General features: G+C 68.8%; 11 protein-coding genes and 1 riboswitch. Of the genes, 3 read left to right on the top strand and 8 right to left on the bottom strand.

Annotated features, from left to right (window positions below; genetic code table 11):
• Window positions 1–52: 52 nt before the first annotated feature.
• The 7 genes from LZ199_RS18790 to thrA form a co-directional block, all read right to left on the bottom strand.
• Window positions 53–901 carry a MetQ/NlpA family ABC transporter substrate-binding protein gene (locus LZ199_RS18790; protein ID WP_253995095.1) on the bottom strand — a complete coding sequence of 283 codons (849 nt, stop codon included), beginning with the start codon at window positions 899–901 and terminating at the stop codon, window positions 53–55.
• A 55-nt stretch (window positions 902–956) separates the two neighbouring features.
• Window positions 957–1637 carry a methionine ABC transporter permease gene (locus LZ199_RS18785; protein WP_253995094.1) on the bottom strand — a complete coding sequence of 227 codons (681 nt, stop codon included), beginning with the start codon at window positions 1635–1637 and terminating at the stop codon, window positions 957–959.
• Window positions 1627–2628: a methionine ABC transporter ATP-binding protein gene (locus tag LZ199_RS18780; protein WP_253995093.1), complete on the bottom strand. Its 1002-nt coding sequence runs from the start codon at window positions 2626–2628 to the stop codon at window positions 1627–1629. Before LZ199_RS18780 ends, LZ199_RS18785 begins: the two co-directional genes overlap by 11 nt.
• Entirely contained in the window at window positions 2625–3593 is a 969-nt protein-coding gene (cysK, locus tag LZ199_RS18775; protein WP_253995092.1) for a cysteine synthase A, read from the bottom strand. Before cysK ends, LZ199_RS18780 begins: the two co-directional genes overlap by 4 nt.
• A gap of 257 nt (window positions 3594–3850) precedes the next feature.
• A complete protein-coding gene (locus LZ199_RS18770) occupies window positions 3851–5008 on the bottom strand; it encodes a trans-sulfuration enzyme family protein (protein ID WP_253995091.1) in 1158 nt (385 codons plus the stop codon).
• On the bottom strand, window positions 4920–6047 hold the full coding sequence (locus LZ199_RS18765; RefSeq protein WP_253995090.1) for a trans-sulfuration enzyme family protein: 1128 nt from the start codon (window positions 6045–6047) through the stop codon (window positions 4920–4922). Before LZ199_RS18765 ends, LZ199_RS18770 begins: the two co-directional genes overlap by 89 nt.
• Before the next feature lie 31 nt (window positions 6048–6078).
• Window positions 6079–8580, bottom strand: coding sequence for a bifunctional aspartate kinase/homoserine dehydrogenase I (thrA, locus tag LZ199_RS18760; protein ID WP_253995089.1), 2502 nt, complete (start codon window positions 8578–8580; stop codon window positions 6079–6081).
• Between the two features lie 299 nt (window positions 8581–8879).
• A riboswitch (SAM-I-IV-variant riboswitch) is annotated at window positions 8880–9000 on the bottom strand.
• A 67-nt stretch (window positions 9001–9067) separates the two neighbouring features.
• Between thrA and sitA6 the strand changes: the two genes are divergently transcribed.
• Window positions 9068–9739 carry a SitA6 family polymorphic toxin lipoprotein gene (sitA6, locus tag LZ199_RS18755; RefSeq protein WP_456094063.1) on the top strand — a complete coding sequence of 224 codons (672 nt, stop codon included), beginning with the start codon at window positions 9068–9070 and terminating at the stop codon, window positions 9737–9739.
• A complete protein-coding gene (sitI6, locus tag LZ199_RS18750; RefSeq protein WP_407667216.1) occupies window positions 9736–10458 on the top strand; it encodes a SitI6 family double-CXXCG motif immunity protein in 723 nt (240 codons plus the stop codon). The genes sitA6 and sitI6 overlap by 4 nt, the downstream gene beginning before the upstream one ends.
• 79 nt (window positions 10459–10537) lie before the next feature.
• Here sitI6 and LZ199_RS18745 read toward each other — a convergent pair whose 3' ends face one another.
• Window positions 10538–11350 (bottom strand): hypothetical protein, encoded by an 813-nt coding sequence (locus tag LZ199_RS18745; protein ID WP_253995087.1) that lies wholly within the window; start codon window positions 11348–11350, stop codon window positions 10538–10540.
• Window positions 11351–11543: 193 nt separating this feature from the next.
• On the opposite strand from LZ199_RS18745, the gene LZ199_RS18740 reads away from it, so the two are divergent.
• Window positions 11544–12788: a TolC family protein gene (locus tag LZ199_RS18740; protein ID WP_253995086.1), complete on the top strand. Its 1245-nt coding sequence runs from the start codon at window positions 11544–11546 to the stop codon at window positions 12786–12788.
• Window positions 12789–12820: the final 32 nt, after the last annotated feature.

Here is a 12820-nt window from a genome sequence, read left to right as displayed (position 1 = left end):
CGCTCTGCCTCTCCAGACAAAGCGCCCCACGCACTCCAGCAAGTCGCGCGTATCAGAACGCCGGCACCACCGCGCCGCCGTACTGGGCCTCGATGAAGTGGCGCACCTCGCCGGACTGGAGCGCCTTGAGCAGCACGCGGACCTCGGGGCGGGACTCGTCACCCTTCCGGACGACGAGCACATTCGCATAGGGATTGCGTGTGGAGGACTCGCGAGCCAGCACCTTCGCGTCCAGCTTCAGGTGCTTCTGCGCCTCCAGGAAGTAGTTGCCATTGATGACGGCGGCGGCCACGTCCTCCAGGGTGCGAGGCTGTTGCTCGGCGTCAATCTCCCGCAGCTCCAGCTTGCGAGGATTGCCCACCACGTCCCCCACCGTGGCGACCGCGCCTGCCGTCTCCTTCAAGCGCAGCAGGCCCTGGTCCGCGAGCAGATGCAGCGCGCGCGACGCGTTGCTCGGGTCGGAGGGAATCGTCACCTGCGCCCCCTCGGGCAGCTCCGCGAGCTGACGGAACTTCGTCGAGTACAACGCCAGGGGCTCCAGGTGCACCGCCCCCGCGCTGCTCAGCGAGAGCTGACGGTCCGCGGAGAAGCGCTCCAGATACGGCACATGCTGGAAGTAGTTGGCGTCGAGCTGCCCGTCCGCCAGGGCCACGTTGGGTTGCACGTAGTCGGTGAACTCCACCACCTCGATGCGCACTCCGGAGCGAAGGGCCACGGGCACCGCCGCGCGGAGAATCTCTCCATGCGGCACCGGGTTGACGCCAATCCTCAGCGTGGGCACGCCGGGCGCCTCGCCGGTGGCGGGGGCCTCCGATTTCTTGCAGCCCGTCCCCACGAGCAGCGCGACGGAGATGGCGGCGAAGGCCAGGGGGATGATGAGGAATGACGCGGGTGGCTTCATGACGTGTGGATTCCGGGGGAGAGGCCGCGGGCAACAGCGAGGCCGGGCGGATATTTCAGTCGTGCGCGCGGCGGGAGTGGGGCGAGGTGTGGTCGAAGCGCGAAGCCACTCCGTCACCCAGCCACTGCACGAGCTGCACCAGCGCGAGCAGCACGGCGAGGCAGCCCAGCATGACGTCGGTGCGGAAGCGCATGTAGCCGTACTTCACCGCCAGGTCTCCCAGCCCACCTCCGCCCACGGCGCCCGCCATGGCGCTGTAGCCGAGCAGGCTGATAACCACGAGCGCGGTACCGCGCACGAGAGATGGCAGGGCCTCCGGAAGCAGGACGCGGACGATGACGCGGCGGTGGGTGGAGCCCATGGCGATGGCTGCCTCCACCAGGCCGGAGTCCACCTCGCGCAGCCCTTGCTCCACCACTCGTCCCATGAAGGGAATCGCCGCGACGACCAGTGGAACGATGGCGGCGGTGGTGCCAATCGTGGTGCCCACCAGCAGGCGAGTCAAAGGAACGATGGCCACCATCAAGATGATGAACGGCACCGAGCGCCCCACGTTGACGAACGTGCCCAGCACACGGTGAAGCCCCGGGCGCTCCCACAGGCCGCCCCGGTCCGTCAGCACCAGCAGCACGCCCAGGGGCAGCCCCGCGAGCACCACCAGCACCGTGGCCACCGACGTCATGTAGAGCGTCTCCAGCGTGACCACCCACAGCGAATGCGTCAGCTCACCAGGCATGGGCCGCCTCCTCCGACGTCAGGCCCTGCTCGCGCAGGAACGCCAGCGCCTGGCTCACCGCGTCCGGAGCACCCGTGAGCTCGAAGAGCAGCCGCCCCACGCGCGCCTCGCCCACGCGCTCCAGTGAACCCTCCAACAGGTGCGCATCCACGTCGAAGCGACGCGCCAGGGTGGAGAGGATGGGGCGCGTGGAGTGCTCGCCCGACAGCGACAGCTCCACCCGCTGACCACCCCGCAGCACGGCGCTCTCGCCCGTGGTGAAGGGCGGGTAGCACAGCCCATGCAGATGGGAGCCAGGACGGGAGAGCAGCTCCACCACCTTGCCCTGCTCCACGAGTCGTCCCTGCTCCAGCACGGCCACCGTGTCGCAGATGGCCTTCACCACCTCCATCTGGTGGGTGATGAGCAGGATGGTGAGGCCGAGCTGTCGGTTCAAATCCCGGAGCAGCGCCAGCACCGAGCGCGTCGTCTCCGGGTCCAGCGACGACGTCGCCTCGTCGGACAGCAAGATGCGAGGACGCGGCGCCAGGGCGCGAGCGATGCCCACCCGCTGCTTCTGCCCACCCGACAGCCGCGCCGGATAGGTGTCCGCCTTGTCCGACAGGCCCACCAGCGCGAGCAACTCCGCGACGCGCGCGCGAATCTGCTCGCGCGGCAGCCCCGCCACCTCCAGCGGATACGCGACGTTGGCCGCCACCGTCTGCGAGGAGAACAGGTTGAAGTGCTGGAAGATCATCCCGATGCCCTGCCGCGCCAGGCGCAGCTCCTCGGGACTCAGCGACAGCAGCTCCTTCCCATTCACCCGCACGCGGCCCTGGGTGGGACGCTCCAGCAGGTTGACGCAGCGGATGAGCGTGGACTTGCCGGCGCCGCTCTGTCCGAGCACGCCGAACACTTCCCCCGGGTCCACCCGCAGCGACACGTCCTGGAGCGCCGACACCTCGCGCCCGCCCTGCCTGTACACCTTGCTGATACCGCGCAGCTCAATCATCCACCGACTCCCTGCGGTGTGTTCGCCAGCTCCTCGGCGAACGCAGCGAATGAACTCCAGTACCGCTCGCCCGTGTCGGGCAGCACGGTGAGCACCGTCTTGCCGGGCCCCAGTCGTCTGGCCACCTGCCGGGCCGCATGCAACGCCGCGCCACTGGAGATGCCCACGAGCAGGCCCTCACGGCTCGCCAGCTCCCGCGCGGCGAGGTACGCGTCGACATCCGCGACGTCGATGACCTCGTCGTAGACGGAGCGGTCCAGCACCTCCGGCACGAAGTTGGCGCCAATGCCCTGGATGCGATGCGGCCCCGCCTTGCCCTGGGTGAGCAGGGGCGAGCGCAGCGGCTCCACCGCGATGACCTGCAGGGACGGGTTCTCCTTCTTCAGCACGCTGCCCGCGCCGGTAATCGTGCCGCCCGTGCCGATGCCAGCCACGAAGGCGTCGAGCTTGCGCACGTCCAGGTCTCCGAGAATCTCCTTCGCCGTGGTGCGCCGGTGAATCTCCGGGTTGGCCGGGTTGCGGAACTGCTGCGGCATGAAGCCCTTGTCGCCCAGCTCCTTGATGAGCTCATCGGCCGCCTCGACGGCGCCGTTCATGCCCTTGGCCGCGGGCGTCAGCACCAGCTCCGCGCCGTAGGCCTCCAGGATGCGGCGGCGCTCCACGCTCATGCTCTCCGGCATGGTGAGGATGATGCGGTAGCCCTTCACCGCGGCGACCATGGCCAGCGCCACGCCGGTGTTGCCGCTGGTGGGCTCGACAATCGTCATGCCCGGACGCAGGCGGCCCTTGTTCTCCGCGTCCTCAATCATCGCCAGGCCGATGCGGTCCTTCACGCTGCCACCGGGGTTGAAGGACTCGACCTTCGCCAGCAGCGTGGCCGCGTCAGGGCCACCGACGCGCGACAGGCGGATGATGGGCGTGCGGCCAATGAGCTGCGTCACGTCGGGATAGATGTTGTTGGGCATCCGCGTCTCGGGGGTTGGAGCCGGGACTTCGATGCAGCGCCCGGCGTGTGGGGAAAATGGAACGGCCCGTCTCCAGGTTTCTGGGGGACGGGCCGGACACGCCTGCGCGCGAAAGACGCTCAGTACGCTCGAACGGACGGACCCGTCGTGACGCGGCAACACAGGCCGCGACAACAGGAACCGAACGGAGCGACGAAGCAGAGCATCGGCTTCAGGACGTAACCAATCCGCCGGAGACTGTCAACCCGACCTCCCCTTCATGCGGCCTCCTTCAAGGCCCGGCCCAGCGCGAGCGCGAGGTCCGCTTGCAGGTCTTCCAGGTCCTCCAGTCCCACGGAGAAGCGGATGAGGCTGTCGGTGATTCCCCGCCGCTCACGCTCGGCGGCGGGCACGGAGGCATGCGAGTGCCTCGCCGGCACGGTGATGATGCTCTCCACCGCGCCCAGCGACACGCCGAGCAACGGCAGCCGCAGTGAGTCCACGAACGTCGCCGCCATCGAGTCATGGGCGAGTCGGAAGGACACCACCGCGCCGGTGCCTGGATAGAAGACCTCTCGAATCTCCGGCCTTCCTCCGAGCCAGCGTGCGAGCGCCCCGGCCGTGCGCACCTGCCGCTCCATGCGGACCTGCAGCGTCTTGATGCCGCGCTGGAGCAGGAAGCAGTCCTGTGGACCCAACACCGCGCCCACCGCGTTCTGGAGGAAGTAGACCTCCTTCGCCAGCTCCGGCGTCTTCACCGCCACCGTGCCCGCGATGACGTCGCTGTGTCCACCCAGGTACTTGGTGGCGGAGTGGATGACGATGTCAGCGCCCTCGGTGAGCGGACGCGAGAGGTAGGGGGACAGGAAGGTGTTGTCCACGATGAGCAGCGCGCCGTACGTCCGCGCGAGGATGGACATGGCGGTGACGTCGGTGCGCCGGAGGAACGGATTGCTCACCGTCTCGACGAGCAGCCCCTTGGTGTTGGGTCGGAACGCGGCGCGCACCGCGTCCGGGTCCGACGTGTCCACGAAGGTGGCCTTGAGCCCGAAGCGACTGAACACCCGGGTGAGCACGCGGTAGGTGCCGCCGTAACAGTCGTCGGTGACGACCAGATGGTCCCCCGCGCTGAAGAGCATCAGCACCGTGGACAGCGCGGCCATGCCGGAGCCGAAGGCGAAGGCCCCGGCGCCTTCGTCCAATGATGCGAGCACACCCTCCAGCGCCTTGCGCGTAGGGTTGCCGGAGCGCGCGTAGTCGAACTCGCCGGAGTGCTCCAGGCCCGGCTGGTCGAACATGGAGACCTGGTAGATGGGCACCGCGGCGGCGCCCGTCACCGGGTCGACTTCATGACCCGTGTGCAGCAGTCGGGTCGCGAAGCTCGACGGGCTGGGAGCGCCCTTCGAGCGCCTGGGCCAAATCGGAGATGATGTCATGGCTGTCCTCGATGCCCACGGAGAGGCGAAGCAATCTGTCGGTGATGCCAAGCTGTTCCCGGCGCGCGACGGGGATGTCGGCGTGGGTCTGCGTGGCGGGGAAGGTGATGAGGGTTTCGACGCCGCCCAGGGACTCGGCGAAGAGGCAGATGCGCACGGCGGCGAGCACCTGCGGCACCAGCGCCGCGTCGATGACGTTGAAGGAGAGCATCCCGCCCGTGCCCGGGTAGTAGACGCGCTCGACCTGGGGGTGGCTCGACAGGAACGCGGCTACCTCGCGGGCGTTGGACTGGTGGCGCTCCATGCGCAGCGCGAGCGTCTTGAGCCCGCGAATCACCAGGTAGGAATCCTGAGGCCCCAGGATGGCGCCGATGCCGTTCTGGACGAAGGCGAGCCGCTCGCCCACCGCCGCGTCCTTCACCACGAGCGCTCCGGCGACGACGTCGTTGTGGCCGGCCAGGTACTTGGTCGCGCTGTGGACGACGATGTCCGCGCCCAGCTCCAGGGGACGCTGGAGGAAGGGCGTGTTGAAGGTGTTGTCGACGATGAGGAGCGCGCCCGCCTTCCGGGCGATATCCGCGAGCGCGGGCAGGTCCGCCGTCTTCATCAGCGGGTTGGTGGGTGACTCCACCAGCAGGGCCTTGGTGTTGGGGCGCAGCGCCGCGCGCACCACGTCCAGCCGCGTGGTGTCCACGAAGGTGTGGGGGATGTGGAGCAGCTTGTCCACCAGTCGGAAGGTGCCGCCGTAGAGGTCCTCGGTAAGGACCAGGTGGTCCTCGGGGCCAAGGAGCTGGAGGGCGCAGTGCAGCGCGGCCATGCCGGAGGCGAAGGCGAGACCCCGGCTGCCGCCTTCCAGGCCCGCGAGCGCGTCCTCGAGCGCGGCGCGGGTGGGGTTCTTCGTGCGCGAGTAGTCGTACCCGGTGGACTGGCCGAGCGCGGGGTGCTGGTAGGTGGCGGACTGGTGGATGGGCACGGCGACCGCGCCGGTGGTCGGGTCTCTGCGGGTGCCGGCGTGGACGAGGGAGGTGGCGAGTTTCATGTGGTGGCTCCTGTTTCCCGGTGGGCGGGGCTCAGCGGCCCCGAAGCGTCTGGGAGACGCGGAGAATATCCGCGAGCACGCCGGACGCCGTGACAGCGCCCCCCGCGCCCGCGCCGCGCACGGTGAGGGGGAACTCGCTGTGCCGCGTGGTGGTGAAGGACACGAAGGACTCGGAGCCGCGCAGGTCCGCGGCCGGCTGGCCCGCTTCGACGGCGGTGAGTCCCACGCGAATGACGGGTGCGTCGGTGCCTGACCGCGTCGGGTCGATGCGGGCCAGATAACGCAACACCGTGCCGGACTGTCGGCAGCGCTCCACCTTCTGCGCGTACTCGGCGTCGAGTGCCCGGAGGCTCCGCAGATAGGACTCGGGGGAGTCGCCCGCGTCCGAGGGCTCGGGGACGAAGGGCTCCAACGCGACGTCGGCGAGTGACAGGGACAGGCCCAGCTCCCGCGCCAGGATGAGCGCCTTGCGTGCCACGTCCGCACCGGACAGGTCCTCGCGCGGGTCCGACTCAGTGAAGCCCCGCTCGCGGGCCGTGCGGACCGCCGTCGAGAGGGGAACGCCCGCTGTCAGCTCGTTGCAGATGAAGCCCACGCTGCCGGAGAGGGAGGCGGTGATGAGGCGCACGGTGTCGCCGGTGCGCACCAGGTTGGCGAGCGTGTCGATGACGGGGAGGCTGGAGGCCACCGTTGTCTCGTAGTGGTACGCGACGTGGTGTCGGCGGGCCTCGGAGAGCAGCGCCTCGCGCTCGTTCCAGGGCAGGGCGAGCGGCTTCTTGTTGGCGGCCACGACGTGGATGCCCCGACGGAAGGCCTCCGTGTAGAGCGGGGCCACGTCACCGTCCGCCGTGCAGTCGACGAGGATGGGCACGGGCAGCCGACGCAGCTCGTCCAGCAGGGGCGCCAGCGCGCGCGTGCCGGGTTCGCCTCGGACGACGCGGGAGAGCTGCTCCTCGATTCCGTCCAACGCGAGCCCGGTGGAGTCGAACAGCGTGCGTCGGCTGTCGGCGATTCCCACCACGCGCAGCGCGATGCCGTGACGCTGGCGGAGCTGCTCCTGTTGGGTGCGAAGCTGTGCGAGGAGCTGTCCACCCACGGTGCCCTTGCCGAGCACGAAGAGGCTGACTTGTTGGTGGGCGAGGTTGAAGGCCGCGTGTGTCGTGCGCACCGCGATGGCGGTGTCCTCCGCGTCCACCACGCAGGAGATGGAGCGCGAGCTGGCGCCCTGTGCGCTGGCGCGCACGCCGACTCCCACCGCGCCCAGGGCGCTGAAGAAGCGGCCGGCCACATTGACGCCGTGGCCCATCGCCTCGGCCACCAGGGTGACGAGCGTCACGGGTTCGCGGATGCCGAGCGGCTCCACCTCGCGGCGGGCCAGCTCCTGCGCGAGCTCCGTCTCCAGGGCATCGCGGGCACGCTGGGCATCGGGACGTGGAACGACGAGGGCGATGGACTGGCCGTTGGCGGACTGGGCGGTCATCCACACCGTGACGCGGGCGGCGCGCAGGGCCGCCAGGGCGCGCTCGCCGAGCTGGAACTGGTCGGAGAGCTTGCGCACCTCGATGCCCAGCAGGGCCAGGTCCTCGCGCGTGGCGATGCACGTGGGGCGCTGGCCGTCGCGTGAGCCGATGGCGTCGATGAGCGTGCCCGGGTGGTCCGGGTGCATGGTGTTGCGGATGCGCAGGGAGATGCCGGCCTCGATGAGGGGAATCATCGTGCGCGGGTGCAGCATGCGGACGCCGACCGCCGCGAGCTCCAGGCCCTCGCCATGGGTGAGATGGGCCACGGGGTACGCGTCACTGACCAGGTCCGGGTCGGCGGTGTGCAGACCGAGCACGTCGGTCCACACGGTGACCTCCGAGGCGCCCACGCCTTGCGCCATCAGGGCCGCCGTGTAGTCGGAGCCGTTGCGGCCCAGGGTAGTGGTGCGTCCATCCAGCGTCGCGGCGATGAAGCCGGGGATGATGGGGAGGGTGGTTCCCCACTCGGCGATGGCGGTCTGGAGGCGCTCGCGTGTCCGGGCCACATCCACGCGCGCGGTGCCGAAGGTGTCGTCCGTCACGAGCAGCAGGCGGGCGTCGCGGAATTGGGCATCGGTGCCCGCGGCCTTGAGCAACTCGGCGAGCAGGGTGGCGGAGATGAGCTCTCCGAAAGCGAGCACCTTGTCCTTGGAGGCGGGGGAGCACTCGCGGGTGAGGGAGATGCCCTGGAGGAGCTGCTGGAGTGGAGCGAGGAACTGGTCGACGCGCGCGGCGAGCGTGGTGGACTGCGCGGGATGGAGCGCGGCGGCGTTCGTCTTGGCCAGGTGGGCGATGCGGGCCACCACGGTGAGCGAGCCCTCGAGTTCTCCTCGTGTGGCGAGGTCAGCGGCTTCCAGGAGCCAGTCGGTGGTGTCACCCATGGCGGAGACGACGACGGCGAGCGGGCCCGTGCGGGAGTGTTTGCCAATCAGCTCGATGACCTGGCGCAGTCGGCGGGGTGAGCCCACGGAGGAGCCGCCAAACTTCATCACCCGAAAGGAATTGCTGCTCATCTGCGAACCTCGAACGAGGGCCATGGCCCTGAAGACATGAGTGGGCGCGAGGCCGCGCTGTCGACACACGTCGAGCGAGCGCGGCGCATGGGCGCCGACGAAGAAAGGAATAGGGAGAGGCGCGGAGTGGGAGCCCTAGCCGACGTGTAGCGGCCCGCGCATTCGCGGGGCGGTGACGTGGCGGGCGCGGCGCATTCGAGCGCTCTCGCTGCAGGGGAGCTGCATGGCGCGAGGGGATGCGGCGGAGGTGGATGGAACCACGGAGGTCCTCTCTCACCGAAGCTGAGGAGCTGCCTCGCTTCGGACGCTTGGTTTGCCCGTGGAGCACCTGCTCCCCGAGCCGCATCGTTTGGACACCTTGGAGGTCCGTCTCCAGGTTGTCGGGCCACCGCCGAAGCGGTACCGCTCTTGATGCTGCACGCGAGATAAACGGGATGCGGGGCCTTGTCAATCCCTCGCACCGCGACTGCGCTAGGTTTCGCCCGATATGCCGCTCATTCGCGACTCATGGTGGATGTTGGTTGCCGCGCACTTGCTGGCTTGCTCCTCCGTTCAGCACGTCCCTGACCCACAGGAGATGGGTGGGGCGGACGCGGAGTGCTCAGCTCCCCGTGAGGACCGGTGTGTCACGCTCATGTGCCTCGGGGCCATGTGCGGTTTCTACCGGTGTGAGGACGTGGCCAGCGACTTCGAGCTCGCGCGCTTTCCTCCATCACGTCCACCGGCGGCGGCAGCGGCACCTGGGATGGGACCTCGACGGAACTGGGGCGGTGCGCAGCAACTCCCCAAGGGCGCCGTCATGGTCTTCCCGAACTGGAATAGTGCCCCCGAACGTATCATCCCCCCTTCGCATCAGCTCCCGAGGGGCCGGTTCGAGAAGCACCACATCTTCCCCCAGGCTGAAGATCTGGCACGGTGGTTCGCGCGTCAGGGGCTCAAGATTCACGACTACACCATGCCCATCCCGCGAGACCTTCACCGACGGATTCACGATGGAGGGCCGTCTGGGGGCGCCTGGAACGAGGCCTGGCGCGAGTTCATCCGGAGAAACGATGATGCGAGGCCTGAGGAGATCTTCAAGCACGCGGGGGAACTCATCTACCGATTCCAGCTCCTGGGCGGCCCCATTCAGCCCTACCATTCCAGGCCAGGAACGTGATGCGCGTCTTTGAACTCAGGTGGGAAAAATCACTCTGGCCTCGCTTCAACGGGAGCCTCAACGCCGCGCACAGGTGGGGACTGCCTGGCGCTCACTGCTCGGCATGCGGCGCGACCTGGAGCTCCTCGGGGCACCAGTATCCGGCAGTCGACCTGTCCGGACTGCCAGACCAGGACGAGTTCTTGAAGGCTCGGCCTGAGCCCTTCGCTGAGTTCGTGCGCCTTCGGGAACGAGTGAGGCCGCTGGCACCGTCGACCGCGACGTTGCCACCTGGGACGACATTCGGCCCGCTGGTGGGGACTGCTTCTGGCAGGTTCGCCGCCTTCTCGTGGTTGGGCGACAGCTTGTTGCTTGTTCGCAGTGGTGTGCTGGAGGGGCTTCAAGCGGAGGGCGTGCGAGGCCTCATGGGATGTCGAACGGAGCTGCGCTTCCATCAACAAGAGCCCCCCTCTTTGCTGGAGCTTCAAATCGAACCTCGTGGACGGCTGCACCCGGATTGTCTTCCTCCGGATTCGCCTCCGCCGTGCGCGACTTGTGGAAGGGTCGGGCTTCGCCTGCCCGAGGAGCCCATCCTCGATGCCGCGACCTTGCCCCCGGACCGTGACCTCTTCAGGGTTGGTAACTTCGCCACGGTGATTGTGGGAACCGAGCTGTTCATGGAGTCGGTGCATCGACTGGCCCTGGAAGGAATCTCCTTTCGAGAGCTTCCGGTGCGCTGACCGGGTCCATCACGCGCTTTGGCGGCGGGTTTGTCCTGCTCCCGCCGCCCATCCTCTCAGGACTGGCTTTGTTGAGCGCTTACGGCAGGCACTGTCCCGGGTTGGTCATGTCGGGAACGCACTTCTCGGTGAACAGCCGGATGTCGTGAAAGACAACCTCCGTCACGGCGTTGAACGAGGTCTTCACGAAGACTTCGAGCGCGACCTCCATGCCGGGCTCGACCGTGGTCTCGACCTCGTATGCCGTCACGGCCCCGTTTCGATTGAAGGGCAACTCCAGGCTTCGCGCTTCGGTCCAGGTCGACTGCGTCAGGTCCCTCTTCTTGAGGACCAGGACCAGCGAAGTCGCGTCGCTGCAGCCTCCGGTGCCGGCGCAGAAGAACTCGTCAGACGACGCGAGCACCGTGCCGCGCACCATCGCGGGGCGGATGTGGTCCACGAAGGAGGTCACCCGCGCCTGGAGGTTCGGCGAGCCTGTGTACCGACTCCATGCAGATGCCTGGTACGTGGGCGCAACCGAGTTGCAATGCACCATCTCGGCCCGATACAGGAAGTTGCTCGTCCCCCAGGACAACGACCAGGTCTTCACTTCACGAATCCCGTGGGCCGCATCCGCGCGGACGTACGTGGAACCACTGGTGTAGCGCCACCAGTAGTCAGCGGGCGTTTGTCCCGCGGGGCACGCCGTCTGCTTCCCGCTGTCCAGCCAGCATGCCCACCCCGAGGGTGTGAGACTGGTGTCACAGATAGGGAGCGTCACCTCGGTGCCGGTGAGCTCTCCCTCCTGCGAAGTCAGCGTGTCCAGGTCGTCCTGGACGGCATCTTCGGGCGCACCGCAGGCCGCGGCACCCAGCAGAGACAGCAGGGCCACACTTCGAGTGATTCGCTTCACGTTGCTTCCTTGGTGGGATGGGGCGTTGAAGACGATACGGAGCGAGCGTCGACTCCTGGCACCGCGCCCGTGTCCGCCTGGGCCCATCACAGTGTGATGGAGTTGGTCACACCTGTCGGCGCACCACCCGCGCCCAACTCGTTGGAATCGTTGGTTGTCGGGATGGGTACGAGACTTGCGTTGGTGTGTGGGCATGTTGCTCGTGCCCGCTGCCCTGTCGCTCCTGCTGGCTGTCGCGCCCCTGGAGGCGTGGACGCTGGAGCGCGTGGCGTCGGAGGCCGTGGCTCGGAGTCCGGAGGTCGCGGCGGCTCGTGCCGAGGAGGAGGGCGCCGAGGGCGTCCGTGCGGCGGATGGCCGCCTGCTTCGGAACAATCCCTCCCTGGAGGTGGCGGTCGTCAGTGATGCCCTCACGGGGGCACAGGGCGAGCAGCGCGCGGAGGTCGTGCTGAGCCAGATGCTGGAAGTCGCGGGACAGCGTGGCTTGAGGCTGGACCGCGCGAAGGCGGCCCAGGAGGCGGCGCGTGCACGGCGTCAGGCGGCGATGGTGAGTGCTTCGGCGGGCGCGGTGGATGCGGCGGTGGAGCTGGAGCGGCGCGAGGCTCGGTCCTCGTTGGCCCGAGAGGCGCTGGAGCTGACCCGCGAGTTGGAGGCCGCCACGGTGCGCCGCTTCGCCGTGGGGGATGTGTCGGAGCTGGAGCGCAACGCCGCGACCCTGGAGCGAGCCCGCGCGGAGGCTCGGGTCGCACAGGCCCACGCGGAGGCGCAGGCGGCTCGCGTCGAGCTGAATCGACGGCTGGGGCGCCCGGCGGATGCGCCGCTCACGGTCTCGCTCCTCGCCACCGCGACGGACGCGTTGCCCTCGGAGCTGAGCGGCGAACAACCGACCCTGGTGGCCGCGCGCGCGGAGGTGGAGGCCGCGGGCTCCGAGGTGGACCTGCTGCGCCGCGAGCGCATCCCCAATCCCACGCTGTCCCTGGGCTACGAGCGAGAGCGTCGGCCGGAAGCGCACGGTGCCTTCACGGACCTGCACACCGAGCACCTGCTCATCGCTCGACTGTCGGTGCCGCTGCCGTTGTGGGACCGCAATCAGGGCGAGCTCGCGGAAGCTCGGGCCCGGCACAAGGCCCGTGAGTCGGAGCGAGTCTCGCGAACCCGCGAGGTGGAGTCCGAGCAGACCGTGGCGCGCGCGATGTTCGATGCGGCGCGAACCGCACACACGGCCTTGATGTCGGTGCATCCCTCGGTGGACCGGAATCTGGAGTTGGTGCGCCGCGCCTATGAGGCAGGGCAGCTCGGGCTCGACGCGTTGTTGCTCGCCAGGGACAGGTCTTTCGCCGCCTCTGCGGATGCGGTGGATGCAGCGGCGGCGCTGGCTCGTGCACGCACGGCCCTGCTGCGCTCTGTGGGACGGCTGCCGACGGGTGAGGTTCCGGAATGAGGACCGATGAACGGCTCGGGGACGTGGCCCAT

It is taken from the genome of Myxococcus qinghaiensis (assembly GCF_024198215.1).
GTDB classification, from domain to species: Bacteria; Myxococcota; Myxococcia; order Myxococcales; family Myxococcaceae; genus Myxococcus; species Myxococcus qinghaiensis.
This window is presented reverse-complemented; position numbering and strand designations above follow the sequence as displayed.

Excerpts from the sequence above, each read along its gene's own strand:
- LZ199_RS18740 (WP_253995086.1), top strand. The coding sequence starts at position 11,544 with ATGTTGCTCGTGCCCGCTGCCCTGTCGCTCCTGCTGGCTGTCGCGCCC.
- sitA6 (WP_456094063.1), top strand. The coding sequence starts at position 9,068 with ATGCCGCTCATTCGCGACTCATGGTGGATGTTGGTTGCCGCGCACTTG.
- thrA (WP_253995089.1), bottom strand. The coding sequence starts at position 8,580 with ATGAGCAGCAATTCCTTTCGGGTGATGAAGTTTGGCGGCTCCTCCGTG.
- LZ199_RS18780 (WP_253995093.1), bottom strand. The coding sequence starts at position 2,628 with ATGATTGAGCTGCGCGGTATCAGCAAGGTGTACAGGCAGGGCGGGCGC.
- LZ199_RS18785 (WP_253995094.1), bottom strand. The coding sequence starts at position 1,637 with ATGCCTGGTGAGCTGACGCATTCGCTGTGGGTGGTCACGCTGGAGACG.
- LZ199_RS18770 (WP_253995091.1), bottom strand. The coding sequence starts at position 5,008 with ATGACATCATCTCCGATTTGGCCCAGGCGCTCGAAGGGCGCTCCCAGC.
- LZ199_RS18790 (WP_253995095.1), bottom strand. The coding sequence starts at position 901 with ATGAAGCCACCCGCGTCATTCCTCATCATCCCCCTGGCCTTCGCCGCC.
- cysK (WP_253995092.1), bottom strand. The coding sequence starts at position 3,593 with ATGCCCAACAACATCTATCCCGACGTGACGCAGCTCATTGGCCGCACG.
- LZ199_RS18765 (WP_253995090.1), bottom strand. The coding sequence starts at position 6,047 with ATGAAACTCGCCACCTCCCTCGTCCACGCCGGCACCCGCAGAGACCCG.